The 26,004-nt window shown below is 64.2% G+C and carries 24 protein-coding genes, 1 tRNA gene and 2 pseudogenes; 17 read left to right on the top strand and 10 right to left on the bottom strand.

Features of this window, described 5'->3' with window-relative positions; all coding sequences use genetic code 11:
- Window position 1: 1 nt before the first annotated feature.
- Window positions 2-1,678 carry a thiamine pyrophosphate-binding protein gene (locus tag R2733_01885; protein MEZ5375229.1) on the bottom strand — a complete coding sequence of 559 codons (1,677 nt, stop codon included), beginning with the start codon at window positions 1,676-1,678 and terminating at the stop codon, window positions 2-4.
- 91 nt (window positions 1,679-1,769) lie between these two features.
- Here R2733_01885 and R2733_01880 point away from each other — a divergent pair.
- A tRNA-Leu gene (locus R2733_01880) sits at window positions 1,770-1,853 on the top strand.
- 94 nt (window positions 1,854-1,947) lie between these two features.
- On the top strand, window positions 1,948-3,066 hold the full coding sequence (locus R2733_01875; GenBank protein MEZ5375228.1) for a site-specific integrase: 1,119 nt from the start codon (window positions 1,948-1,950) through the stop codon (window positions 3,064-3,066).
- Here the strand turns inward: R2733_01875 and R2733_01870 are convergent.
- The 5 genes from R2733_01870 to R2733_01850 form a co-directional block, all read right to left on the bottom strand.
- A complete protein-coding gene (locus tag R2733_01870) occupies window positions 3,045-3,302 on the bottom strand; it encodes a helix-turn-helix domain-containing protein (protein MEZ5375227.1) in 258 nt (85 codons plus the stop codon). The genes R2733_01875 and R2733_01870 overlap by 22 nt on opposite strands.
- A gap of 1,732 nt (window positions 3,303-5,034) precedes the next feature.
- Window positions 5,035-5,511, bottom strand: coding sequence for a hypothetical protein (locus tag R2733_01865; GenBank protein MEZ5375226.1), 477 nt, complete (start codon window positions 5,509-5,511; stop codon window positions 5,035-5,037).
- A gap of 12 nt (window positions 5,512-5,523) precedes the next feature.
- Window positions 5,524-5,742 carry a hypothetical protein gene (locus R2733_01860; protein MEZ5375225.1) on the bottom strand — a complete coding sequence of 73 codons (219 nt, stop codon included), beginning with the start codon at window positions 5,740-5,742 and terminating at the stop codon, window positions 5,524-5,526.
- Window positions 5,743-6,002: 260 nt separating this feature from the next.
- The gene (locus R2733_01855; GenBank protein MEZ5375224.1) at window positions 6,003-6,452 is read right to left on the bottom strand and encodes a hypothetical protein; all 450 of its coding nucleotides are present in this window, start codon (window positions 6,450-6,452) and stop codon (window positions 6,003-6,005) included.
- Window positions 6,453-6,606: 154 nt separating this feature from the next.
- A complete protein-coding gene (locus tag R2733_01850) occupies window positions 6,607-7,128 on the bottom strand; it encodes a hypothetical protein (protein MEZ5375223.1) in 522 nt (173 codons plus the stop codon).
- Between the two features lie 666 nt (window positions 7,129-7,794).
- Between R2733_01850 and R2733_01845 the strand changes: the two genes are divergently transcribed.
- From R2733_01845 to R2733_01805, 9 genes and pseudogenes are all read left to right on the top strand, one after another.
- The gene (locus tag R2733_01845; GenBank protein MEZ5375222.1) at window positions 7,795-8,031 is read left to right on the top strand and encodes a hypothetical protein; all 237 of its coding nucleotides are present in this window, start codon (window positions 7,795-7,797) and stop codon (window positions 8,029-8,031) included.
- A gap of 30 nt (window positions 8,032-8,061) precedes the next feature.
- Entirely contained in the window at window positions 8,062-9,090 is a 1,029-nt protein-coding gene (locus R2733_01840; protein ID MEZ5375221.1) for an IS3 family transposase, read from the top strand.
- A gap of 71 nt (window positions 9,091-9,161) precedes the next feature.
- Window positions 9,162-10,247, top strand: a complete 1,086-nt coding sequence (locus R2733_01835) for a tyrosine-type recombinase/integrase (GenBank protein MEZ5375220.1) — start codon at window positions 9,162-9,164, stop codon at window positions 10,245-10,247.
- Window positions 10,213-10,881: a hypothetical protein gene (locus tag R2733_01830; protein ID MEZ5375219.1), complete on the top strand. Its 669-nt coding sequence runs from the start codon at window positions 10,213-10,215 to the stop codon at window positions 10,879-10,881. The genes R2733_01835 and R2733_01830 overlap by 35 nt, the downstream gene beginning before the upstream one ends.
- Window positions 10,881-11,399 (top strand): hypothetical protein, encoded by a 519-nt coding sequence (locus tag R2733_01825; protein MEZ5375218.1) that lies wholly within the window; start codon window positions 10,881-10,883, stop codon window positions 11,397-11,399. Before R2733_01830 ends, R2733_01825 begins: the two co-directional genes overlap by 1 nt.
- Window positions 11,392-12,150: a tyrosine-type recombinase/integrase gene (locus R2733_01820; protein ID MEZ5375217.1), complete on the top strand. Its 759-nt coding sequence runs from the start codon at window positions 11,392-11,394 to the stop codon at window positions 12,148-12,150. Before R2733_01825 ends, R2733_01820 begins: the two co-directional genes overlap by 8 nt.
- On the top strand, window positions 12,147-12,452 hold the full coding sequence (locus R2733_01815) for a DUF6262 family protein (protein ID MEZ5375216.1): 306 nt from the start codon (window positions 12,147-12,149) through the stop codon (window positions 12,450-12,452). Before R2733_01820 ends, R2733_01815 begins: the two co-directional genes overlap by 4 nt.
- Before the next feature lie 171 nt (window positions 12,453-12,623).
- Window positions 12,624-13,919, top strand: a pseudogene (locus R2733_01810) (IS1380 family transposase).
- A gap of 236 nt (window positions 13,920-14,155) precedes the next feature.
- Window positions 14,156-14,362: pseudogene (locus R2733_01805) on the top strand (integrase core domain-containing protein).
- Between the two features lie 18 nt (window positions 14,363-14,380).
- Here R2733_01805 and R2733_01800 read toward each other — a convergent pair.
- The 3 genes from R2733_01800 to R2733_01790 all read right to left on the bottom strand — a co-directional run bounded on the left by R2733_01800 (window position 14,381) and on the right by R2733_01790 (window position 17,347).
- Window positions 14,381-15,079 carry a multicopper oxidase domain-containing protein gene (locus tag R2733_01800; protein MEZ5375215.1) on the bottom strand — a complete coding sequence of 233 codons (699 nt, stop codon included), beginning with the start codon at window positions 15,077-15,079 and terminating at the stop codon, window positions 14,381-14,383.
- Between the two features lie 112 nt (window positions 15,080-15,191).
- Window positions 15,192-16,658: a hypothetical protein gene (locus R2733_01795; GenBank protein MEZ5375214.1), complete on the bottom strand. Its 1,467-nt coding sequence runs from the start codon at window positions 16,656-16,658 to the stop codon at window positions 15,192-15,194.
- A gap of 8 nt (window positions 16,659-16,666) precedes the next feature.
- Window positions 16,667-17,347, bottom strand: coding sequence for an ABC transporter ATP-binding protein (locus R2733_01790; GenBank protein ID MEZ5375213.1), 681 nt, complete (start codon window positions 17,345-17,347; stop codon window positions 16,667-16,669).
- 128 nt (window positions 17,348-17,475) lie between these two features.
- Here R2733_01790 and R2733_01785 point away from each other — a divergent pair, with 128 nt between their 5' ends.
- Together R2733_01785 and R2733_01780 are read left to right on the top strand one after the other, a co-directional pair.
- Window positions 17,476-20,277 carry a heavy metal translocating P-type ATPase gene (locus R2733_01785; protein ID MEZ5375212.1) on the top strand — a complete coding sequence of 934 codons (2,802 nt, stop codon included), beginning with the start codon at window positions 17,476-17,478 and terminating at the stop codon, window positions 20,275-20,277.
- A 14-nt stretch (window positions 20,278-20,291) separates the two neighbouring features.
- Window positions 20,292-20,573, top strand: coding sequence for a metal-sensitive transcriptional regulator (locus tag R2733_01780; GenBank protein ID MEZ5375211.1), 282 nt, complete (start codon window positions 20,292-20,294; stop codon window positions 20,571-20,573).
- 66 nt (window positions 20,574-20,639) lie between these two features.
- Here R2733_01780 and R2733_01775 read toward each other — a convergent pair whose 3' ends face one another.
- Window positions 20,640-21,194 (bottom strand): hypothetical protein, encoded by a 555-nt coding sequence (locus R2733_01775; protein ID MEZ5375210.1) that lies wholly within the window; start codon window positions 21,192-21,194, stop codon window positions 20,640-20,642.
- Window positions 21,195-21,699: 505 nt separating this feature from the next.
- Between R2733_01775 and lgt the strand changes: the two genes are divergently transcribed.
- The 4 genes from lgt (at window position 21,700) to R2733_01755 (ending at window position 25,938) form a co-directional block, all read left to right on the top strand.
- Window positions 21,700-22,593 (top strand): prolipoprotein diacylglyceryl transferase, encoded by an 894-nt coding sequence (lgt, locus tag R2733_01770; protein MEZ5375209.1) that lies wholly within the window; start codon window positions 21,700-21,702, stop codon window positions 22,591-22,593.
- Between the two features lie 87 nt (window positions 22,594-22,680).
- Window positions 22,681-23,157 (top strand): rhodanese-like domain-containing protein, encoded by a 477-nt coding sequence (locus R2733_01765; protein ID MEZ5375208.1) that lies wholly within the window; start codon window positions 22,681-22,683, stop codon window positions 23,155-23,157.
- A 91-nt stretch (window positions 23,158-23,248) separates the two neighbouring features.
- Window positions 23,249-23,875 carry a DUF305 domain-containing protein gene (locus R2733_01760; protein ID MEZ5375207.1) on the top strand — a complete coding sequence of 209 codons (627 nt, stop codon included), beginning with the start codon at window positions 23,249-23,251 and terminating at the stop codon, window positions 23,873-23,875.
- 5 nt (window positions 23,876-23,880) lie between these two features.
- Window positions 23,881-25,938 (top strand): copper-translocating P-type ATPase, encoded by a 2,058-nt coding sequence (locus tag R2733_01755; protein ID MEZ5375206.1) that lies wholly within the window; start codon window positions 23,881-23,883, stop codon window positions 25,936-25,938.
- Window positions 25,939-26,004 lie beyond the last annotated feature (66 nt).

Genomic DNA, 26,004 nt, shown 5'->3' with positions numbered 1-26,004 from the left:
GTCAGACGTAGGTGGAACCCTTTGGTGCGCCGACATCGGTGCGCATCATCACATTCACCAAGGCCGGCTTGCCCGACGCGAAGGCCCGCTCGAGCGCCGGGCGAATCTGATCGGGTTCGGTGACGCACTCGCCGTGCCCGCCGAGGGCCTCGACCACGAGGTCATAGCGGGTCGGAGCCAGTTCGGTGGCGACGAGGCGGTCCTGACCGTAGATCATGGCCTGCGGCCGCATCATCTGGCCCCAAGCCGCGTCGTTTCCGACGATGCCGACGATCGGCAATCCGAACCGGACGGCGGTGTCGAACTCGAAGCCGTTGAGTCCGAACGAGCCGTCGCCGTAGATGATCAGCACTCGCTGATCCGGGCACGCCAATTGAGCGGCCAATGCGAACGGCATCCCCACGCCGAGCGTGCCGAGTGGCCCCGGGTCCATCCAGGTGCCGTTCTCCGGCACGCGCAACACCTTCGATGCCTGAGCGACGATGTCGCCACCGTCGCCGATCACGATCATCGAATCGTCGGTGTCGACGAACGACGCGATCTCCGAGCAGAGCCGCAGCGGATCGATCGGCACCTCGTCGCTCGTGAGCTGGAGCGCCAACGCTGCCTCGGCTTCGACTTCGGCCGCACGAAGCGTGGCGGACCACTCGGCGAAGTCGACGCCTCCCCGCTTGGTCAGGCGTTCCTCGAGTGCCGCCAGGTTGGCGCCGAGGTTGCCGACCAGGCCGACGTCGGCGGAGCGGTTCTGGCCGATCAGGGTTTCATCGAGATCGAGCTGGATGATCTTGGTGCCGGCAGGGATCGACGCACCGAACTTCATGCGGAAGTCGAGCGTGGTGCCGGCGAGCACGACCACATCGGACTCGGCGAGCGCTTGCTTGCGACTGCGATTGAAGTACTGCGGGTGGCTCATCGGGAGCTGGCCACGGCCCATGCCGTTGGTGAAGCACGGCATCTGGGTCGACTCGACGAACGAACGCAATCGGGGTCCGCCCTCGGACCACTTGAGTGCGGTGCCGGCCATGATCATCGGTTGGCGGGCGGCGGCGAGGATGGCGGCCGCCTGATCGAGCGCATCGTCGGCGGCGCTGGCGGCGACCCGGTAGTCACGGAAGACGGGGAGCGGCGTGGCGAGATCGACTGGGCCGTGGAGCACGTCCATCGGGATCTCGAGGAAGGCGGGACCGGGCACACCCGACATGGCGTTGCGAATGGCGAGCTCGATGTACTCGCCGATGCGCTTGGTCTCGTAGCACGCGTCGGCCCACTTGGTGATCGGCTTCATGAGCGCAACGTGGTCCATCTCCTGCAACGAACCGCGACGGAGATTGTTGAATGGGCCCTGTCCACCGAAGACGAGGATGGGGGAGTTGGCTCGCCACGCATTGGCCACCCCGGTGACGCCGTCGGTGACGCCGGGGCCGGCGGTGAGGATGGCGACGCCGATCTTGCCGGGGTTGAGCCGGGCCCATGCATCGGCGGCATGGGTGGCGGCCTGTTCGTGGCGGACGTCGATCACCTGGATGCCCTCGTCGAGGCAGCCGTCGTAGATGCCCATCACATGCCCACCCGACAGGGTGAAGACACACTCGACGCCGGCGGCCTTGAGCGCCTTGGCTGCCAGCTGGCCGCCGTGGCCCATCGTCGCGCTGTCTCCCGTCGCTGTACTGCCGGCCATGTCGTTCCTCCAACCTCTGCTGCGTGTCGCCGACACTACTGGGGGTCGCACGCTGCGGCGAAGCGGACGCACTACGCTCGCAAGGCCCCCTGCCCGGGTGGCGGAACTGGCAGACGCAGAGGGCTTAAACCCCTCGATCCTTCGGGATGTACGGGTTCAAATCCCGTCCCGGGCACCGCTGTGAGCTGGGAATTCATGAATTGCTTGCGTGCGGAGCCGACTCCGAGCCAGATTTAGTCGCGAAAATAGTCGCGAACGACGGGGGCGGGATGCGGGGCACGATCGAGAGGTATGGCAAGGGCTGGCGGTATCGGGCCGAAGTCGGGCGTGATCCGGCGACGGGTCGGCGCAAGTTCGTGAGCAAGGGCGGGTTTGCGACCCAGGGCGAGGCTCGGCGAGCCCTGAACAAGAAGCTCGTCGAGATCGACGATGGGACCCATGTCGAGCGTCGGCGAATCACGGTGGCCGACTACCTCGACGAGTGGTTCGAGGGGGCAGAGCATGACCTGCGCCCGACGAGCGCTGCGGGCTACCGGCGGGCGATCGTGAAACTGAAGGCGACCTTGGGTCACCGACAGCTGCAGGAGCTGACGCCGGCAATGGTCGAGGCCTCCTATCGGCAGCATCGAAAGGACGGCCTCGCCCCCAAGACGATTCTCAACACGCACTCGGTCCTGCGGAAGGCATTGAACGATGCGGAGCGTTTGGGCCTGGTGCAGCGCAATGTGGCACGCTCCGCCAAACGCCCGAAGGTGCTCCGGGCCGAGCAGGCAACCTGGTCGGCCGATCAGCTGAGCGAGTTCTTGAACTCCATCCGAGACGATCCCTATTTCGGCGTGTATCTCACTGCTGCGACGACCGGGCTGCGACGTGGCGAGTTGCTCGGGCTCGGTTGGCCGGCCGTCGACCTCGACAGCGGTTCGCTGTCGGTGGTGCGGACTCGAACGATGGCGAGCTCCAAGGAAGTCGAGGGTGAGACGAAGACCGATCGGAGCCGGAGACGAATCTCGCTCGACCCGATGACGGTGGAGATGCTTCGTCGGCTCCATCGAGATCAGCTCGAGCAACGGAAGGTCGCGGGTCCGGCCTGGATCGAGACGGGACTGGTGTTCACCGATGCGATTGGCAGGGGAGTGAGTCCCGACGCTGTCTCGCAACACTTTGCGATCCTGGTGAAGCGATCCTCGCTGCCCTATGTGCGCCTGCACGACTTGCGCCATACGCACGCGACGCTCGCATTGAAGGCCGGCGTACATCCGAAGGTCGTGTCCGAGCGGCTCGGGCATGCTGGCATCGGCATCACGCTCGACCTGTACAGCCACGTGTCGCCAGGCATGGATCGCGATGCTGCCAACGCCGTCGCCGGTCAGCTGTCGATCGATCTCTGATTGCCGAACCCGGATGCATCGGCGCCCGGTGCCTGAAGCTTGGCTGCGTCGAGCATGGCTTCGAGCGATCGCTTCGGAATTCGTAGGCGCCGCCCGAGGCGGATCACGGGAAGTCCCGTGCTCGGGTCCGCTCGGTAGAGCATGGTCAGTTCGTAGGCGGACGATCGGCTGATGCGCAGTGCGCTTGCCGCCTCCTCCACGGTGAGTAGATCAGGTAGATCGTGGATGCCGGGCATTGGTGTCTTCCTCTCGGACGTCGTCGGACGACACAGGAAGGCGGACAACGGACGCCCAACGCGACAGCTCCTGCTCACATTCAACGCCAATCAGATGGGCGAGGCGCGCAGCGTCCGCTCGAGACGTGACCAGTCCGGCCCCGGGTCACGAGAGAGGTACGGGCTTTCGGAGAGCGACGGCGTTGCGGAAGCAGCACTGCGCTCCCGGACCACCGGGGTGGTTGTGTGCTCGTTCGGTTCCACACCGAATGCCACTGCACCGAGAACTGCACCAACCTGTTTGAGCGCTGCACCACCGACACGATCCGCCTCATTGGCCTATGCGCGGCTCGGCATCTGCACGACCGCCGCCGCGCTTGTCGCATCCGCTGTCAGGTCACTGCGAACAGTGAGCGCCGACCTTGCACCCATCAGCGCTTGCCTCGACGATGCCGAGGCGAGCGGCGGGGGAGAGGTCAGCGACAACCCGGTGCTTGCCAGTGGTCAGCCAGCGCTTGGCGGTGCGTCCATGATCGACGTCAGCACTCTCGACAGAACCGGTGACGTAGCTGACCGCTCGACCGGGAGCGCACTGCGACGGTGTGCTGCGGAAGCCTGCTGCCTCGCTGTCAGAACGTCCCTGGGGGTCCCTCGCGGCGTCGAGGATCTGATCGTGGTGTTGTGTCGCTCGGGCGGAACATCGGCGATGTGGCCGGACTCCACGTACTCGTCACGTTGCGGGCACACGGGCGCTGCGACAGCGATCGACGCTGGCGTACACGCCAGCCGCCGCCCCAAGTTGACCGCGTTCCGATCGCATGGTCGATCGCTCACCAGTCAGCACGAACCCTTCTCGGCCGCGACTCGGCCCAGCACGCACTGCACCAGTTCTCGCTCCAATGTTCGGCACAGACTTGCCCCTTCCGCCTGGCGGCGGAAACGGCTTGTCGATCGAGGCTCGCGTTCCCGGCCCGCCGAGCTGGCCAGCTGTCTGACGTCGTGGCGGGTCGCCGCGAACCCCGGTGTATCGGCAGTGGCGATGCGCCCGTTAGCTCCGCCACCGGCGGAAGTAGCAAGTCTGTGCCGGACGTTTTGGGATCTGCTGGAGTCGTCGGCTGTGGCGTGGCGAGCGACGAATTGCGGACGGGCGATGGATGGCGCTTCGAGCGATTCGGAGCATGTTCACGGGGCGCCGTTGTGCTTGAGGGAGGCGACTTCGTGATGGCCGGCCAGGCCTGTGGCCGTGGCCATCGGTCGCCTCCGCACGTCGTGAAGGCGGGGCTGCCTGCGGAGCCACCGGTCATCTTCCCGGTGAAGCTCGGATGACGATCGCTCCACCGGCGATCGCCCCGATGTGCGTTGGCGCGGCCTGGGCTGCACTTCTGCGATGTTGGTGCAGCGGGTGGTGCAGCCGTTGGTTCGCCGCTCGGAGCCGCTGGTGCAGTGGTTGGTGCAGTCGGCGTTGGCTGCGCGCATCCTCGGCTCGGCGGCGGAGCAGCCGGACGTGTCAACACTGTACGGGCGTGATTTGCATGGGCGGAGAGGTGCCGCCTGACTGTTCGCGAGCGGCGATATCGAAGCGTCACCTATCGGCACCCTGGGGGCATGCCCCATCTGGATATTGACCGCGCGTTTGGGGACGGTTGTCGCCGAATTGGCTGGCGCTTGCCGGGGACCGTTCTGGGCGACGAGACGTCGCGCTGACCCGGCGTGACCGAGTGTCGCGGAGTCCTGGGACATTGGGGGTGGTGCGCTACTGCGTGGATGTCTGCCACGCTCGCTCCCGGTCGTGGATGTCGTTGGTGACGATGAAGCGGCTGAGCGGGAAGTCGAGCCGTCCGGCCGAGCCGTGAAGCGTGAGGACCACGACACGATCGATGTGCGGATGGGGCTTCATCCGAAACTCGACGTCTCGAAGGTCGCCATCGATGGCCAGCCGAAACGGGTTGGTGCGGGTCGGCAACACCACGGTGCGTACGAGCGAGTTGCGTGTCCCTTCGAGCTGGATCCCTCGAGTGATCATCATCCAACCGGCGAAGTACGCCATCCAGAACATGCAGAACACGAAGATGAACGCCGAGACCGCCTTCGCTGGCGGCGAGGTGTACACGCTCGGACCGTGACTCGTCGTGATCAGCAAGTAGACGATCAGACAGATGCCGGCGCCGACCGCCTCGGCCGCCAAGAACCGGAAGAACCCGACCCGAACAAGAACGAACCTGTCATCCAAGAGACGCGGCCTCTAGCGGAAAACGGCGGCAAGCCACGGCAGGAGCAGACTCGCCGCACCCGTAACCACGAGCGTGCGGGGAAGTTCCGCCATCTGGTGGTGATAGATCGTGCTGATCGATTGATCTTTCTGCAGACTCGGCAGCGGGGTCGTTCCTCGTCGGGTACCGCGCCAACGGATGAGTCCGGCGGCAAGGAACAGCGCGACCGCGAACGCCGTCGACCATGCCACTTCGCTCCAAACCACGTGCACTGGCCGGTCGTCCTTCCGTCTGCGCTGAGCAGCGACAAGTTCGTGCCGCTCCTCGGACCTCCCAGACCTGTTGCCAGGGTAGATGGCATCTCGCTGCTCGCTTTCGATGATCCGAGCGGCCAAGGGATGCAGCATTGTCGGCGAGAGTCGGTCGGGACCGGTGGGTGGGTCAACGCCGAGGGCCTGAGCGGTGCGGCCTGGGTTGCGGGTTGCGTTGCGCCGATCCGGAGAGTGACGTTCTACGCGTTGATATCGACCATGTGCACGACACCGAAGCCGAACAGGGCCCCGAAGCTGATCATCGCCAACCTTGGCAGGATCCGTTCGGTTCGTTCCTGGTAGCCGGCCATACGCCACAACTGCCGCCAGATCGGAGCGCTCGCGACCATCATCGAGCAATGGTCGTTCCCGACTTCTGTCTGTCGGCCGAGGATCCGGTGCGTCGCAGGCCGGTAGCCGGTGCGTCGGCCGTGATACTCGATCAACTGGGACGCGGCGTTGGCGCTGACGAAGACGACACCCCCAGCAAACAGGCGGTGCAGCTCGAGTCCCGGCACCGGAACCGCGAGCACAGCCATGATGCTGATGTGGGCGATGAGAATCGATGTCCAGAACACGGTCCTGCGTGCGTGGTAGGCAGTGTCGACTCCGGCCGCTGGCTCGAACCTGGCAGGCGTGCTGGTCCCCATAGATGTATTCGAGGCTAGAGCACACTGCACCCAGGCGTTCCACGCCTCCAGCGTGACTGCTCGGGGAAGGACGTGACATGTTCGGTGTATCGGCGATCGCTGGTGTCGTGTTCGCGTGTCGCATCGTTGCTCAGCAACGTGGCCCGCTGGGTCGCTACTGAAGCGTCTTCCAGGCCGCGAAGTTCTCGACGAACCCCGGCTCGACACGTTCCAGAGCAACATCGGCACAGATTGACCCGGCGGAGCCTTGGAACACGAACGTGACCCAGGTCAGCCTCGGTGGTGACACTGCGAACGTGCTGAAATGCTGCTTGAGCAGGGTCGCGAAGGGAACCGGCTCGGGTAGCGGAAGCGGTGGGGACACCAGTTCGACGTCGCGGAGATCACCAGCCAACCGTCGGGTGCGGGGCCAGGGAACGTACTGGTAAACGAGCAGCTCACCTCGCCGGCCGACGATCAAGCTGTTCCGCCGCCAGGCCAGACCGACCAAGGTGATCGTGGCGAAGAACAAGGAGCCGGCCCCGACGACGCGTGCGATCGCGTTGCGGCCAAGGCCGGCCTCGCCGTTCAGACCGAGCCACAGGACGAACGCTGCGAGCGGCAACACGAACAATCCCGCGTACATCCGGGCACGGTTGTAGCGAACAATCACGATCGACACCGCCTGGTCCGCCATGCCCGCCCAGCGTAGAGCGACAGCCACGTGAGGAACCGAGCGTCGGCGAAGCCATGAGTATCTGATCGCTGCTGAAGATCAACTCGCCCGACATCGACAGGGCTGCGTCGCTCAGTGCTGCAGAGATGCTGTGGTCGATCGGAATGGAGCTACGGAGATCACTCTGGCCCGAAGCGCCCCAGAACTCTCTTGTCGCTACCCGCACGAACCGCCGCCGAACGAAGGCCTGGAGACGTTCCTGCGGCTCTACCAGCCGAGCTGTTTGAGCACGCCCAACGCGAGAGCGAAGAGGCCGACGACAACGAGAGTCGGAGGCAGCATGTGAAGCCGGAAATTCAGAACATCGTCATAGGTCCCGCCCCTACGACCAAGCTCCTTGAAGCCAACCCTCGGAACGGCTCGACCAACTCGGCGTAGAACCCAGGCGAGCACCCAGCACACGAGCGCGATGACGATTGGGACAACCACTACTGCCTCCGTCGAATTGTCAGGACTCCAGGAACGATCGTTGCCGGCAGCGACGAAAGACACGATCGATGACACGCGAGTACTGTCGCTTGAACGCACCAACACTTCCGAAGGGGTGTTCGTTCCGTAGCCTGCCGTTGCTCACGGACTGCAGCAAGCTCGACGGTCTGAAGCCGCATCCTCTGGAGCCCGAACGACATGAACACGGCAACGGAGGGATCACCACGGGTCGTGCTGGTCAGGGTGAGTCCGAGAGCGATATCGCTGTTGATGGTCGGCTCGGTCGGACTCTTCATGACCGGTGCCTACTACCTGATCGACATGGGCAACGATCCCGGTTTCGTCCTCACTCAGACCACCGGCATCCGTTGGGCATTTGCCGGCTCTGGTCTGATGGCGGCGTCGGTGTGGAGTGGGGAACGGATTTCGCGGTGAGGGGCTGCCCTGCTGAAGGGAAGTGTCATCGTGCCGAAGGGCATCAAGCCATCGCCTGAGTTCCGTGCTCAGGCTTGTCGTCAAGTCACCGAGTACTCCCGACCGGTGCGTGAGGTCGCCCAAGAACTCGGCATCTCGCATGAGACTCTGCGAACCTGGCTTCGTCGAGCCCGCCAGGAGGAGTCCCGAGTGGCCGAAACCGAAGAATCCGATCTCGCGGCCGAGAACAAGCGTCTCCGCGCCGAACTCAAGCAGGCGAAGGACGACCTGTATTGGGCCGGGCAGGAGAACGAGTTCTTGAAAAAGCGGCGGGCTTCTTCGCAGCCGAACAACGCCCGAAGCGTGGTTCGCAGTGATCGACCAGATCGCTGTTGCTGGGGAGAAGCCCGAGTTCCCGATCGCCCGCATGTGCGGGTGGGCGCAGGTGTCGGAGTCTGGGTTCTACGCCTGGCGCCGCCGCACCCCTCTGCCGCCGCTCGTCGCCGGGTGTGGCTGGCCGGTGAGGTCGCCCGAGTGTTCGGTGCGTCCAATGGTGTGTTCGGCTACCGCAAAGTGCACGCCCAACTTGCGGATGAGGGGATCGTGGTGTGTGACCGGCTGGTCCGGGATCTGATGGCCGAACAGGGCCTGGAGTCGTGTCATCCGGCGCCGTGGCGGCATCTCACCCAACCCGATGGGACCCCGCCGGCCCCTGATCTCATCGGCCGTGACTTCGCCGCCACGCGGCCCGGGGTCCGCCTGGTTGGCGACATCACCCAGATCGACACGTGGGAAGGCCCGGTGTTCTTGGCCACGGTGATCGATCTGTACAACCGTGAAGTGATCGGTTGGGCCATGGCCGAGCATCATCGGGCCGAGCTGGTGTGCGCAGCGATCGTGATGGCCCGCCGGAACCGGCGGGTCCGCCGGCGAGCGATCTTTCATTCTGATCGTGGGAGTGAGTACACCTCGAGGGCGTTCCGGCACTGCCTGCGGGTGAACGGGCGGATCCGCTCGTCGATGGGCCAGGTCGGCTGCTGCCCCTTTACCGGCCAATCGGATCTGGTGTTGGCGGCTTGAGCCCAGATAGTTACTGGGTTTCCTGAGATTCTTCCTTGCGTTTCTCTGGCGTCGGGTTTACATGTTTTGGTGTGCCTGCCGCTGGGTTGATCCTCGAGCAAGACGATGTCGGGGTCTGGTCGATCGGGGGTGCGGGGGCGGAACGGTTCGGGTTGGTCGACGAGTATTTGAGCTATCTGGCCGACCGGAACTATTCGCCTCGAACGATCCGGACGTACGGCTACGGGCTCCTCGCGTTCGTCCGTTGGCTCGATGCTGAGGAGATCGACTTGGCCGAGGTGACGACTGATGTGTTGCTCAGGTTCTTGGCGGCGTGCCGGGTCGAGCGGGTTGCTGGCCGGCCGGGACCGAACGTGGTGTTGATGAACGGTCGTCGTGCTGACGCTTTGTCGCCGTCGACGGTGAACCTCCGGTTGGCGGCGGTGTCGGGCATGTTCACGTTCCGGACGATGCGGTGCCCGGAGTTGGGGAACCCGGTTCCCAAGGGCGCTGAGGCGCGTCGTCGGTCGCCGGCGGAGCGTGGCGGCATGTTGTCGCATGTCGAGCGTCGCCCTCGGCGGCGTTCACCGATACGTGTCCGCGAGGCGAACCGGCTGCCACGGTCGCTCGACGCCGACCAGGTCGTGGCCTTGTTTGGGTCGTTGTTGACGTGGCGTGACCGGGCGATCGCCGGGTTGATGGTGTTCTGTGGTCTGCGCTCGGTCGAGGTTCTCGGCCTCGACGTCACCGATGTCGACATTGGTGGCCGCTGGCTCCGGGTGAACGGCAAGGGCGCTAAGGAACGTCGTGTCCCGCTCGATGTCGATGTTGCCGGGGTGATCCAGACCTACCTGCTGGCGGAGCGGCCCGAGACGGCGAGCGGCCGGTTGTTCATCGTTGCCAAGGGCCCGACCCGCGGGCAGCCGTTGACCACGGCCGGGCTGCGGCGGATCTTCCGGTATCACCGGGAACTGTCTGGTGTTGCGGGCGGGCATCCGCACGCGTTGCGCCACACCTTCGGCACTGCGCTGGCCGAGGCCGGGGTTGATCTGGCGGTGATGCAGGCCCTGCTCGGCCATACCCATATCGACACCACTGCCCGCTATGTCCATCTGGCTCCGACCCATGTCAAAGCTGAGTTCGATGCTGCCCGTCAACGACAACGCCACCAGTCCTGAACCAGCCGGCCCGCTGCCCCAGGGCGACGAGTTGTTCGAGATCTACCGGGAATACATGACCGCCACGGGGCGGGGCAACGTGACTTCGGAACGCGCCGCCCGATTGTTCCTGCGAGCATGGCCTGAGCCGTCGGCCTGGGAGGCCGAACCGTTGGACGTTCGCCTCGCCATCGATCCGTCAGCGACGGCGTTGTTGGCGATGTTGATGATGTCGGGCCGTGTCCGCCCGGGTTGGGATTGGCTGGTGAGACGCAAACTCTCAGCGTTCTGGTCCGCCAGCGCCGGCACGCCGATCGGCGACGACATGGCGGCGTTTGTTACGGCGGCGGTCGAGGTCGGGTTCACCCCGATCCAGGCCCGCCGGGCCGGGTCCCAGTCGATCGGCCGGGTGTTGATCCAAACCGGTCGCCGTCTCGATCAGATCACCGTCGCCGACCTCGACGCGCTGGCCCGGGCATGCACCGATCGTGAGGCGGTTACGGGTCAGGGCTGGCGGCACTATCGCAGCGCGATCGTGTGTGCTCATCAGGTGTTGTTCCATCTCGGCGTGCTCGACACGCAACCACCGCCATCGTTGACACCGTTGCCTCTGACGGACCGGTTCGCCGGTTGCACCCCGAACTCGGCGGGTTGATGGTCGCCTACCTGGAACGCAAGACCGGCACGTGTCGCCCCAAGACCGTGACTGCGTTGGCGACCCGCCTCAACCATTTCGGCCTGTTCCTCACCGACACCGACCCGACGCTCATCTCGTTCAACGGGCTCGACCGGCGCCGCCATATCGAGCCGTATCTGAACTCCGTCGCCGGCGCGTCGTCGTCGAAGACCGGGCTCCCGCTCACGATCGCCGATCAGGACCGTCGGATCCGGGCGGTCGATCACATGCTGGTCGAGATCGGCGAATGGGGCTGGGACGACGCACCGCCACGACGACTGATCTTCCGTTCCGATCATCCCCGGCTCCCCAAACCGTTGCCCGCTACCTTCCCGTCGACGCTGATCGTCGACTCGCTGCCGCGTTGGAAGCATCGCCGTATCGGCTGTCGGCTGACGCCCTGCTCCTTGCCCGGGCGGTCGGGCTCCGTATCGGTGAACTCATCGATCTCGAACTCGACTGCGTGCACGACATCGCCGGGAACGGATCATGGTTGAAAGTCCCACTCGGGAAACTCGACACCGAACGCATGGTCCCCTCGATGACGAAACCGTCGCGCTGATCGACCGGATCGTCGACACCCGCACCCCGGGCCGGCCGATCAACCATCCCCGCGACGGGCGTCCCACCCAGTTCCTGTTCACCCACCACGGCCGCCGGCTCTCACAAACCGCGGTCCGTCACGAACTCAGCCGTTCCGCCGAGGCCGCAGGGATCGGCCCTGTCACCCCACACCAACTCCGTCACACCTACGCCACCGCCATGGTCAACGCCGGTGTTTCTCTCCAAGCGCTCATGGCGCTCCTCGGGCACGTGTCCGCGCAGATGAGCCTGCGCTACGGGCACCTGTTCGACACGACCGTCCGGGCCGAATACGAACGAGCGCTCAACCTCGCGAAGACCAGGATCGGGGCCATGCCCCTCACCCAGACCGGCCGGGACCTGATCCCGGTGAACGCCATCAACACCAGCGGCGACTGGCGGGACGAGCCAGCGATCAAAGCCAGACTCGCCGGCGGCTACTGCCTCCGAGCCCCCGCCCAGGGCGCCTGCGCCTACGCCAACATCTGTGAGCACTGTCCGAACCTGCGCACCGACGCTGCGTCGGTCACCGTCCTCGCTGCCCAACGCGTTGATACCCGTGCCTTGGCTGCTGACGCCGAGCGTCGTGGCTGGATCGACGAAGCCGACCGACACCACCGGCTCCTCGAACGCCTCGATCATCTCATCGAACAGGCCGGCGCATGACCAAACTCGACGGCATCGAACAAGCCTGTCTCGACCTCACTGCCGAACAGATCAGGGTCACGTTCGCCGCGGTCGCTCAACGAACAGGTCTCAGCCGGACCACCCTCTACAACACCCCTGAGCTCCGGGCAGTCATCGACGCCCACCGAAACCAGCCTTCCGATCCCCGAACCCTGACCAGCCTCACCCACGAAATCGGGCACCTCCGCACCGCTCTCGAAGCCATCGCCGACAGAGTCCGCCAACACGAAGAACGCCTCCGCCACCTCGAGGACAGACAACCCCGACAACGAGCGAACTAGACACCGCCACCCGACTCCACACGGGCACATGTGAGCCAAGATTGGCCGGTTAACCCGCCCTGTTCAGTAGCGGTCCGGGGTTGGGGGTGGTGAGTCCGCGGAAGTGCCCTTCTGGTGCGGGAAACTTGTGCTTGTCGAAGGCCAAGTGATCCGAACCCGAAGGGCACTTTCATGGTGAAGCGTAGACCGCGGCGGCCGGCTCTGAAGGTGACCGGTGATGGGAATGGTGTGGCCAATCACGCAGGGGCGCGTCTGCTTGCCGATCTGGCCGACGCGGTGGGGTTGACTGGGGCGTTGTCGGCGGCGATGGCGCCGACCAAGCAGCGTCACCGGGGCCACGACCGTGGCGAAGTGCTGTGCGATCTGGCGGTCGCGATCGCCGATGGGGCTGAGACGATCTCGGATCTCGCGGTGCTTCGCGACCAGCCCGACCTGTTCGGCCCGGTGGCGTCGCACCCCACGACGTGGCGGTCCCTGGCCGCGATCGACGGCGAGGCGCTGGCACGGATCAAGGCCGCTCGTGCGCAGGCTCGAGCGAACGCCTGGGAGGCAGGCGCTGATCCTGGGTTCTATGTGATCGATATCGACGCCACGCTCGTCGGGTCCCATTCGGACAAAGAACATGCGGCGCCGACCTGGAAGCGCGGGTTCGGGTTCCATCCGCTGCTGGCCTATCTCGACGCCACCGGTGAAGCACTCGCCGGTGTGCTGCGACCAGGCAACGCCGGCTCAGGCACCGCCGCCGATCACGTCACCGTGCTCGACGAAGCCCTCGGCCAGCTACCAGTTGACCCGACCCAGGACGAGATGATCGTGCGGGCCGACTCCGCCGGCTGGTCACACGACTTCGTCGAGGCCTGCCGCGGCCGGCACGTACGGTTCGTGATCGGTCACCAACTCACCGTGCAGATCGCATCCGTGCTCGTTGACCTGCCGCAACGGGCGTGGCAGCCAGCGATCTCCGCCGACGGGTCCGACTGGCGCGAATACGCCGAAGTCGCCGAGATCACCCATCTCGTCGCCGACGTCTTCAACGCCACACGACCCTGGCCCCCAGGGCTCCGGATGATCGCCCGCCGCGAACAACCACACCCAGGCGCCCAACTCACCTTCACCGACATCGACGGACACCGCCAAGTGTTTGTCACCGACCTCGCCGACACCGACATCGCCTACCTCGAAGCCCTCTACCGCGGCCGGGGTCGAGCCGAACGACAGATCTGCGACACCAAAGCCACCGGACTGGCCAACCTGCCATCGCACTCATTCGCCATCAACCACGCCTGGCTCCACCTCGTGCTCTGCGCCCACGACCTACTTGCTTGGACCAAGCTCCTCGCACTCAAAGGCACCAGCCTCGCCAACGCCGAACCCAAACGGCTTCGCTACTGCCTCCTGCACACCGCCGCACGCATCGGACGCACCGGACGACAAACCACCTGCCGGCTCGCCGCCAACTGGCCCTGGACCCCGACCTCGTCACCGCGTTCGACCGCGTCCGCCATCTTCCGCTGCGCTGCTGAGCAACACATCGCGGTCCACCGGCGACCGCAGCACCCCGCCAGCCGGCCAACCCCACCACCCCCTCCACACCAACCCCGCACGCCCCGACACCGAACCAGGCCGCCACGAACACCCGACCACGACCCACCCCCTCACCACACCAACACCAACAACCCCTACCGAACAGCCTGGGTTAAGCGTACGACAACGCGGTCGCTGAGTCGTTCTTTGCTGCGTTGAAGAAGGAACTCGTGCATCGCACCGAGTTCCCCACCCGCGCTCACGCTGAGGAAGCGGTTGCCAACTACATCGAGATCTTCTACAACCATCGCAGGCCCCACCAGGCACTCGGGTATGCCACCCCCGCCGCCTACCGGGCCCGACGAGTCAACTCAACCGCAGCCTGACACCGCGCGATCCAGTACTCACTCCATTGCTCCCATATCGGAACCACCACCCATCATCCCGCTCATCCCCCCCATCCCACCGTCTTCGAGTAGCGCAGCGAAGGTCATTTCGGGACTGTTGCCATCGATGTCGTCGAGCCAGTCGTCGAGCACGATGACCGATTCCACGTCGTACTCCCCGGGCTCTGACGGATCCTCCACGATGATCGGGGCATACATGCCGCGATCGAGATCGAGACCCATGTGGGGATGGAACCAATGCGTTCCCGGATCGGGAACGACGAAGCGATACGTGAAGAGCCCACCAGCAGCTGTCGGATCCTGGGTCACATTCGGCACCCCGTCCATGTCGTTCCGGATCGCAAGGCCGTGCCAATGAATCGTCGTCGGGGTCGTGAGTTCGTTCTTGAGGTTGACCGTGAGTTCATCGCCCGCTCGCACACGAATCTCTGGGCCGGGCACCAGCCCGTTGTAGGCGACCGTTCGCACCCTTCGGCCTGCGAGATCCAGCTCGACTGGTCCAGCCGTGAGATCGACGACCTTGCTGCCAGCGCCGCTCACAACTCGCTGTGCCTCCCGGATGGCGATGTCGCTTGCGGAGACACCAACGGTCCCCGCAGTGGACCCGCTGCTGCACCCACCAAGCCAAAGCCCCGCGGCCCCGGCGCTGGTGGAGATGAGGAAACGACGACGACTCCATCCGGAGGTCGAAGACATGGTGAGTTCCTTTCGTATTGGTCGAACCGACAGAGTGTAGTAGTAACTGTCAGAGGTTCGTCGGCAGCCGATCACCCAAGAAGGGCGTGGGCGCTGGCCAACACCACTAGCCCTACGTCACTACGGTGCGTCGAAAGACGGCGAAGGCGCAGGAGCCGAGGGCAATGAGCCAGAGTCCAGCCAGAAGTGCCGAGCCGGACTCATCGAACGTGGGTGTGAACGCACCGTCCATCATGACTCTGACCGCACCATGGGCAGGCAGGTACCGGCCCCAGGTGGGCGGGGCTGCATCGAACATGGCGTTCTGCGCAATCCCAACGTCGATGAATGGCATGACGAGCATTACGTACAGCCCGCCGAGCCGACCGAGTAGTGGTCCGACAATCACACCGATCATGGCGTAGGTCAGGGCAACGAGAAGATTGGCGGCGACGAACTGCGGCCAGCGTCGAGGCTCGAAGCTGAACGCCGTCACGGCAACCGAAACGACCGTCGCCAAGCTCGTTGCGGCAAAGACGACCGCCAACCGGACAGCGAGGATCTCCCAGGCGCCGAATCGGGTGAGTGAGAGCCGCCGGTTGGCCTGCGACGAATCAAGAACGACGAAGAGCCCGACGAGCGAGCTCAGGAATCCGACAGTGATGGGCACCATGATCGCGCCGTGCAATTGAGCCATCGACAACATGGTCAGCCGACTCCGACCGTCTTCAACAAGCTCGACCGGTGTTGGCGAATCGGGTGTGATGGCGATCGAAGTGGTGATGAACGCTGCCGGCAGTCCGAGCAACAGCACCCACATCACCGGAGTGCGCCGGAGTTGACGACTCGCCGACCCGAGGGCGATAGCCACTCGTTGGCGTCGATGGGGCGAACCGTTTGGCCTCGGGGCTCGTCGGCTCGTCGATACCAAAAGGAAGAGCGCCGCAGTCGTCACAGCGAAAGTGGCCCAAAGCAGTGAGATCCCGGTGTCGCCGAGCCGCCAGGCATGGCCCGATGCCAGGCCGGTGATCATCAACGTGGGGTAGTGCAGGGGAAAGACCCGCAGGAATGGCGAGGTTCCACCCATCGCCGGTCCGAAGAAGACGTCGAAGATCCAGAGAAATACGACGATCAGCGATCCGTTCATTTCGGAACGCACCAACGAGCCGACCACGACACCGATTCCGGTGTAGGTCGCCGCAAAGATGAGCACCGACCCGACCAGTTCGGTGTTCATGGCCACATCGCTCCGCGCCCAGACGGCGATCAAAGCGCCAAAGGTGGATGCAATGGCCAGAGCGAAGGTGGAACACAAACGAGACACGGTGATTCGGTAGGGCTGAGCTCCGACGACTGCCAAACGCCGGTCGGCATCACGCGACGCCGAGACGTGAAAGAAGGCCGATACACCAGCCAGCACCGAGGCGGCCCATCCAGCAGTGGCAGCTTCTACGTTGCCGATGTCGGCGACACCGCTCAAGATGTCGCCGAACTCGGCCAGCGTCCCGGCCGACATCGTGACGAAGACGACCGGTACCGCCAACATGAGCACCAGATTGAGTGGCCGACGTGCGTACTCGATCAACCAGAGACGGATCATTCGGCCAGTCATCGTTGCGCCAGTCGTCCGTCACGCAGATCGTAGATTCGGTCGAAACGCTCCTCGTCGGCGATGAAGTGACTGATGACCAGGACGCTGGCGCCGGCTTCGCGTCGTGTCGCCGTCAGTTCCCAGAACCGAAGGTAGGTGTCCCAGTCGAAACCTGCGTATGGCTCGTCGAGTAGCAATACCTGGGGGTCGTGGAGCATGGCGAGGGCGAGGTTGAGCTTTGATCGGGTCCCTCCCGACAGTGCCTCGACGCGAGTGGTGGCGAACCGTTCGAAGTCGAGCTCTCGGTACATCGTGGATCGTGACCGGCTCAGTGCCTGGCCGTCGAGGCCGTAGGCGATCCCGAAGAGGTCGAGGTGTTCATCGCAGGTCAAGCGGTCATAGAGGACCGGCACCTGCGGGCAATACCCGAAACTCCCAAGCTGACTCACCGACCCGCCATCAGCTCGTAAATCGCCGACCAGCACCTTCATCAGGGTGCTCTTGCCTGATCCGTTCTCACCGACAAGCCCGACCATCTCGCCTGCGAACAGGTCGAGCGAGGCGCCTTTGAGTACCTCAACAGTGGAGCGTCGAGGCCACACGCCACGCCGGTATGCCTTGGCGAGCCCGGTTGCGCTGAGCACTGCCGGCTCGACGGGCGGGTGATCCCGGCTGCGTTCTGACTGCTCTGTGGACATTGGCTCGCCTCTTTCCTCTCGGACGGCGACCGCCGCCTCGGCCATGTACGACAATGTGTCGTCGACCCGTTGCGAAGATACCCCATACCCCTATAGGGTATCAACAGAGATCTGCGGAGGTCCCGATCATGAATGTCAACGACGTACTGGTGATCGCCGGGAGTGCGCTGCTCGCAGGGTTCCTGTGGTGGTTCTTCTTCGGCCCGAAGAAGGCTCGGCAGGCCGAGGTGCGGGGAGGCGTTCAAGTAGTCGACGTCACCGTCAAGGGTGGGTACTCGCCCGACCTGATCCGCGTGGAGGCGGGCGTGCCCCTCCGACTCAATTTCGATCGCCAGGAGTCTGGCGACTGCACCTCGCGTGTCGTGTTCGCCGACTTCGGCGTATCGAAGTCCCTTTCCGCTTTCGGCACCACGACGCTGGAGTTCACCCCGGACAAGGTGGGTGAGTTCGACTTCGCCTGCGGCATGAACATGATTCACGGCAAGCTCGTCGTCGAACCGGCCGGAACCCGGTCGGACGACACACCTCCGGTGTCACCGCAGGTGGCGGAGGCAGTTGGCGTCGGGCCGATGACCGAGCAAGGCGTGCAGACCGAACAGGCCGAGTTCAGGGTCAGCGGCATGTCATGCGCATCGTGTGTCGTGAACATCGAGTCGGTCCTGGGCGAAATGCCGGGGGTCGACCGGGTTGATGTGAGTTTCGGGACCGAGCGGGCAACCGTCGATTTCGACCCGTCCAAGACATCACCCGAACAGCTGCAGGCCGCGGTGGCCGACGCCGGCTACCGGCTGGTGCCCCGTTCGTCGGGGGACGCCGGTGGCGCCGACGCCGAGGCGGCCGAACGCCAAGCCGAGATCACCGACCTGGCCCGACGCATGACACTCGGCGCGGTGCTCGCCGCTCCCATCGTGTTCGCGGTCATGGCCATGGATCTGTTCGGGGCCTCCTGGATCCCGGAGTTCCTGATGAACCGTTGGTTCCAGCTCGTCATGATCACGCCGGTCATGGTGTACAGCGGGTGGCCGATCCATCGGACCGGTTGGTTGACGCTGAAGCACCGCACCGCCGACATGAACAGTCTCATCACCATCGGCACGATTGCCGCCTTCAGCTACAGCCTGCTGGTCACCATCGCCCCCACCCTGGTGCCCGAAAGCGTTCGCGAGGTCTACTACGAAGCGGTCGGCGTGATCATCACGCTCATCCTCCTGGGTCGTTTGCTCGAGGTGAAGGCCAAGGCCGGAACCGGTGAAGCCATCCGCAAACTGATCGGGCTCCAGGCCAAGACCGCCACCCTCATCCGTGACGGCGTCGAGATGGAGGTGCCGATCGAACAGGTCGTCCCCGGCGATGTGATCCTCGTCCGCCCCGGCGAGAAGGTCCCCGTCGACGGGATCATCGTCGACGGACGCTCGACGCTGGACGAGTCGATGGTCACCGGCGAATCCCTCCCGGTCTCCAAGACCGTCGGCGACACCGTGATCGGTGCCACGATCAACCAGACCGGTGCGTTCCGCCTCGAAGCCACCAACGTCGGCTCCGACACCATGCTCGCTCAGATCATCAAACTGGTCGAACAAGCCCAGGGATCGAAGGCGCCAATCCAGCGGCTGGCCGACCTGGTGTCGTCCTACTTCGTTCCCGCGGTCATGTTCATCGCCATCGCCACCTTCGCCACGTGGTTCGTCGTCGGTCCCGACCCCGCCTTCACCCTGGCCCTCGTCGCGTCGGTCGCGGTGCTCATCATCGCCTGCCCCTGTGCATTGGGTCTGGCAACACCGCTGTCGATCATGGTCTCCACCGGCAAGGGTGCCGAGAAGGGCATTCTCATCCGGTCAGCCGAGTCGCTCGAAACGGCGCACAAGATCACCACGATCGTGTTGGACAAGACCGGCACCATCACCCGTGGCGAGCCGGCACTGACCGACATCGTCGTCGCCCCCGGTGTCGACGAGAACGACCTGCTCCGACTCGTTGCCTCCGCCGAGCAATCATCGGAACACCCGCTGGCCCAGGCCATCGTCGATGGTGCCCGCGAACGTCAGCTCGGACTCGCTGACCCCAGCGACTTCGAATCGGTGACCGGCAAAGGCATCCGGGCCCGAGTCGAAGGCCGCGACGTGCTGATCGGCAACCAACGGCTCCTCGACGACTCGGCGATTGGCACCGGCACTCTGGGTGCCGAGATGGACCGGCTCGCCGAAGCCGGCCGCACCCCGATGCTCGTCGCCATCGATGGCGAGGCCAGCGGCGTGATCGCTGTTGCCGACACCGTCAAAGAAGACTCGGCTGCTTCGATCGCGGCGTTGAAGGCGCTCGGGATCCAGGTCGCAATGATCACCGGCGACAACGCCCGCACCGCCGCCGCCATCGCCCGCCAGGTCGGCGTCGACCGTGTCCTCGCTGAAGTCCTGCCCGAACACAAAGCGCTCGAAGTCCGGCGCCTGCAGAACGAGGGCGGCGTGGTGGCGATGGTCGGCGACGGCATCAACGATGCCCCCGCCCTCGCCCAGGCCGACGTCGGTTTCGCAATCGGTACCGGCACTGACGTTGCCATCGAAGCATCAGACATCACCCTGATCTCGGGTGCCCTCGACGGTGTGGTCACCGCCATCACGTTGAGCCGCTCCACCATGCGCAACATACGGCAGAACCTGTTCCTCGCGTTCGTCTACAACGGCATCGGTATCCCAATCGCCGCTGGAGTGCTCTATCCCTTCGTCGGCGTCCAACTCAGTCCGATGATTGCTGCAGCGGCGATGGCAGCCTCGAGCCTGTCAGTCGTCGCCAACGCCAGCCGGCTACGGCGTTGGCAACCTCACGCCCCGCAGGGCACTGTTGCAGCGGTCTTGGGTGAGGTCACCATCGAGATCGGCGCCGATCCCACTGCTGTTGAACCCAGCGGGCCAAGTCACCACGCTCATCACTAGAGTCGGGTGCTTCTATGGCTGGATACTCCTTTACCAAAGACGATTACTCGGCACGACTCAGGAAGATCGAGGGTCAAGTTCGGGGCCTGCAACGCTTGATCGACGAGGATGCGTACTGCATCGACGTGATCACTCAGATCGGGTCGGTGACCAAGGCACTGCAGAGCGTCGGGATTGGTCTCATCGACGAACACATCCGGCACTGCGTGCAGGAGGCGCTGGTCGAAAGTGAGGAGGCCGGACGTGTCAAAATCGACGAAGCCACCGCGGCTATCGCACGATTGATGCGATCCTGACCCGACCGGGGAGTGCTCGCCGCTCCGACGGGTGGGCGGCCTCGACGGTGATTGACGACGTTCGCCTCACTGGTCGCCAGGATTGTTGACGTTGTCGGCAACGGGGCTGATCGGTATCTCGGAGCCAGCCGGCGCGAGGGCCAACGTGATGGCCTGGCCATCCTCCTCGAACCGGTAATCGGCAAGGTTGCTCGTGATGATCGTCGGATCGGAATCGAACTTGCCCTTTGGCCACACCGCGAGCTGGAGCACTGCCGGCTCGCCGTCGCACCCTTCGGTGACATCGAGGACGTTCGATGCCTCACCCGGTCCAGGTTCATAGCGGCCGTCGGTCAGGTTCGCACCAACGGTGGACAGGTAGTTCCCCAGCGTGGCATTTGGCCCAGCCGCCTGGGACGAGGTCGGGTGGATATGGATCAAGCCGTCGGCGTGGGCATGAATCCCATCGCCGTGCTGAGGATCCTGTGTCGCTGGGAGAACCTCACCACACGCCGCCACCGCGAACGCACTGTGCCAATGGTCCTTCCCCGCTTCGGGAGCGATCCCGAGCGCCGACGTCCGTTGTGTCGCCAGGAGTCCGACGAGGGCAGCGCCCGACAGGCCGATGGTCACCAATGTCACGGCGAACCAGGGAACACCTCTCGGCTGAGCGGGCCTGGTGAGGGCCTGTGCCCCTTCGTTGGTTCCCTTGTGCCTCGACGCCTTACCCACGGCTGGTTCCTCTCTTGGCAATGAAGCTGCCGTTCCGATGAAGTGCTACGGAGTGTAGGAGTAACTTTGTGCTGCGGGGTAGCGGGTTGAAGTGCTCAAGTATCCATGCGAGATGGACGACTACTTAGTGTAGTAGTAGGTAGTCGATGTGGAGGTCTTCCATGAACGATCGAGAACTCGGTGCTCGCGGCAAGTCACTGTTTGCAGCCCTCTGCGGGATCTGCTGTGGAGTGCCAATGCTTGTCATTTTCGGGGTGTTGAGTCTGGGGACCGTTGCCATGAGCGGCGCATCGCTGGCGTCAGCCACTGCACTCGGCATGGTCGTCTACCTGCTGGTCCGTCGGCGCTCTCATCGCATGACGCATCTCGCTGATCAATAAAATACGACAAGGTGTCGTAGCCTGTGGGTGTGTTGATGACGTCGCTGACCTTCGCCTCCCTCCCATCTCCCTCGAGCAATGGTTTCCAGCTCGGCCCACTCACGTTTCGGTACTACGGGTTGATGATCGCGCTCGGGATCGTCGCAGCAGTCGAGATTGGACGACGGCGATGGGTGGCGCAGGGTGGCGCGGCCGACGATGTCGCAGAGATCGCGAAATGGGCGGTGCCTGCAGGGCTCGTCGGTGCGCGTGTCTACCATGTTGTGACCGACTGGACCCGTTACCAGGGGCGTTGGATTGATGCGCTCAAGATCTGGGAGGGCGGGCTGGGAATTCCCGGTGGTCTGGTGGCTGGAGTCGGAGTTGGCGTGCTGGTGGCCAGATCGCGAGGCTGGTCGGTCCCTGGCTTGCTCACCGCGGTGATTCCTGGGGTTCCCGTCGCACAGGCGATCGGGCGTCTTGGCAACTGGTTCAATCAAGAGATCTACGGGCGGCCCTCGGATCTGCCCTGGGCCGTCCAGATCGACAATCCGAGTGCGGAGTTCGAAGGGTTCACGACCTTCCACCCCACCTTTCTGTACGAGGGGCTTCTGAACTTGGTGATCGCAGCGACGCTGATCGTCCTGGACCGCCGGAAGTTGCTGAAACCTGGCGCGATGTTGCCGTTGTGGATCGCTCTCTACGGGGCTGCGCGCTTCGTTGTCGAAGGAATGCGCACCGACGAAGCGACCCTGATCGCTGGGATTCGCGTCAACCACTGGGTGAGCGGAGCCGCAGTACTCCTTGGAGGACTCTGGTTGGTCGTTGCCCAGCGTCGCGCCGTGCCGCCAACTGTCGACCTCGATGAGAGCGATCAGCGCGTGGTCGTAGGAGCTGCCAATGGCGAAGCTGCGACCGTCGGGGAAAGCTCGAGTGTGAGCCACGGTTAACCTACAGACTGTAGGATCGCCACGAGTTGGCGATCACCTCGTCACGATGAAGTCGCGGCCGTGAGCTGCGAGTGGAGGTAGACGAGCGTGTCTGGTGCAGAATCATTTGGCGGGTATGAACCGATCGGACGGCACTCCCGGCTGCCGTACTTCGTCGTTGCGCTCGCGGCACTGGTAGCGCTGGTCGCGAGTGCCTGCTCGACCGGTAGCTCTGCCGCCGATGAGGTCGAGGACCCGATTCGGCTTCTCGCACCCGCAGACTTCGCCAGCTATATGGACGAGAATCCGACCGTTGATGTCATCAATGTGCACATTCCCTACGAGGGGCACATCGAAGGGACCGACGAGTTCGTGGACTTCACGCAGATTCTCGAATTCGGCGGCCTTCCAGCCAATCTTGACGACCCTGTCGTGGTGTATTGCCGGTCGGGGAGCATGTCAGGCCAGGCCGCAGCCGAGCTCGTTGCCGCTGGCTACACGAACGTCATCGATCTCGATGGTGGCATGAACGGCTGGACGGCATCCGGTCGGGACCTTCTGACCGACGACCCCGCAGCGAGCTGAGCGACTCGCCAACTTCTACAAACGGTAGTTTCAAGGTCGGATCAGCGGGTAGGTCGGGGGCGTTCGATCCCTATCTGAATGGAGCAGGCCCATGGCCGACACACATCACACCGACCTCGCGACCGATTCCGCCACCAGGAGCGATGGTGGCTCGTCGTCCGGAGGCGGTGTTCACATGTCGTACGTTCGCTTCGGCGCAATGATCGCCACTTCGACCACGGTCATGTTCGGCCTCATGTACCTCAACACATTTGCCTGGGGCCACGTTCGGTGGAGTGAGACCCGCTTCTACATGGCGTTGCTCATGGGTGCTGCGATGGCCGTCATCATGCTCGGGTTCATGCTCAGCATGTACCGCAACACCAAGCTCAACATCGGGATCGGTGTTGGCGCTGTCGTCGTCCTTGCCGGTTCGCTGTGGTTGGTTCGCAGCCAGGAGACCGTGCAGGACGAGTCCTGGATGAGTGCCATGATCCCTCACCATTCGATCGCCATCTTGACCAGCGAGCGAGCAGAAATCGAGGACTTGCGGGTCTGCAACCTCGCCGTTGGGATCATCGAAGCCCAGCGACGTGAGATCGACGAAATGGACTGGCTCATCGACGACATCTCCGACAACGGACCTGCTGACACCGTCGAGGAAGCCAACGCACGACCAATCCCCGAATTCACCGGAACAAGCGACCGCACATGTGCCGTCGACTTCGGCAGCGAGTAGGCGAGATGGACACGGCCGACCCCGACCACATGACGCACCAGGAACATGGCGGCAGCGGGGAGCATGGCGGGCACGAGGAACATGGCGGGCATGAGGGGCATGCCGAGATTTTTCGACGGTTGTTCTGGGCCAATCTTGCGCTCGCTGTGCCCGTGTTGGTGTTCTCGGCTCAGATCCAGGAGTGGTTGAACTTCGACCTGTCGTTCCCCGGGTCGAGCTGGATCGCTCCGCTGCTCGGCACCGTCATCTACGTCTATGGCGGTCGACCATTCTTGACCGGCGGTTACGACGAAGCCAAGCAGCGCCAGCCGGGCATGATGCTGCTGATCGCCTTGGCGATCACCGTTGCCTTCGGCGCATCGGTCCTGTCGCTGACCGACATCCTCGATCTCGAATTCTGGTGGGAGCTTGCGAGCCTCATCGTGATCATGCTCCTTGGCCACTGGCAGGAGATGAAGGCGATCGGCCAGGCCAGGGGAGCCCTCGCTGCATTGGCCGAACTGCTCCCCGACAAAGCTGAACGTATCGACGGTGACGGGAGTTTCGCGACGGTTTCGATCGGCGATCTTGTGGTTGGTGACAGGCTGCTGATTCGGTCGGGAAGCCGAGTGCCCGCCGATGGCCGGATCATCGAGGGCAGCGTCGAGGTCGACGAGTCGATGCTCACCGGAGAATCCAATCCGGTGGCGAAGTCCGAAGGCGATCACGTGATCGCTGGCTCGGTCGCAACCGACAACACCATCCGAGTCGAGGTCACAGCCATCGGCGACGACACTGCGCTTGGTGGGATTCAGCGGCTCGTTGGTCAAGCTCAGGAATCGAAGTCGCGGGCTCAGGCGATCGCTGACCGTGCAGCGGCGCTGCTGTTCTACGTCGCCATCGCTTCGGCGGCGATCACCGCAGTCGTCTGGCTGCTCCTGGGAGAACCTGACCAGGCGCTGATCCGGACCGTGACCGTGCTGATCATCGCCTGCCCTCATGCGCTGGGGCTCGCCATCCCTCTTGTCGTTTCCCTGTCGACGGCGATGGCTGCCCGAAACGGCATCCTCGTGAAGGACCGTCTTGCTCTGGAGCGGATGCGCAAGATCGACACGGTGCTGTTCGACAAGACCGGAACCCTCACCGCTGGGGAGCACGCAGTGACCGACGTTTCTGCGGCCGATGGAGACACCAACCGTTTGGTGGCGGTGGCCGCAGCAGTCGAAGCCGACAGTGAGCATCCTCTTGCACGCGCCATCGTGAGGCATGCCGGCAGTCTGTCTGTCGAGGTGCCGCAGGCAAGCGATTTCCGATCGATGACTGGTCGTGGCGTCAGCGCCGCCGTCGATGGCAAGACGATCGCAATCGGCGGTCCGTCGATGCTGCGGACGATGAACCTGAGCCGGCCGAACGGGCTCGTCGCTCAAATCTGTCAGTGGGAAGCACGTGGCGCCGCGGTTCTTCACGTCATCGAGGATGAGCGGATCATCGGATCGATCGCCCTCGAAGACGACATCCGTCCGGAGTCGAAGGTGGCCGTCGACAAACTCCATGAGCGCGGCATCGAGGTCGTCATGATCACAGGTGACTCTCGGGCGGTCGCCGACCACGTTGCCGAGCGGCTTGGGATCGATGAAGTGTTCGCCGAGGTGCTCCCCGAAGACAAAGACCGAACCGTTTCGAAGTTGCAAGAGCGCGGGCGCAAGGTCGCGATGGTCGGCGACGGGGTGAACGACGCTCCTGCTCTTGCTCGCGCCGATGTCGGGCTCGCCATCGGGGCGGGCACCGACGTGGCGATCGAATCTGCTGGCGTCGTTCTCGCTTCGTCGGATCCTCGAAACGTGCTCGGTGTCATTGAGCTCTCGAAGGCCAGCTATCGAAAGATGCTGCAGAATCTCGGCTGGGCAGCCGGCTACAACATCTTCGCGATTCCCTTGGCGGCAGGCGTTCTGGCGCCGATCGGGTTCGTTCTCCCGCCGGCAGTCGGTGCTCTGCTGATGAGCTTCTCCACCATCGTGGTCGCTGCCAACGCCCAACTCCTTCGACGACTCGACCTTCGACCTGCATCACTCGGTTCTCGGTAGAGACGACGTTGTACTACGACACATTGTCGTATATGTTGTCTCCCGGGCACCGGGGGCTCCGCTAGA

The organism is Acidimicrobiales bacterium, assembly GCA_041394265.1.
In the GTDB taxonomy this organism is placed as follows: Bacteria; Actinomycetota; Acidimicrobiia; order Acidimicrobiales; family SZUA-35; genus JBBQUN01.
This window is presented reverse-complemented; position numbering and strand designations above follow the sequence as displayed.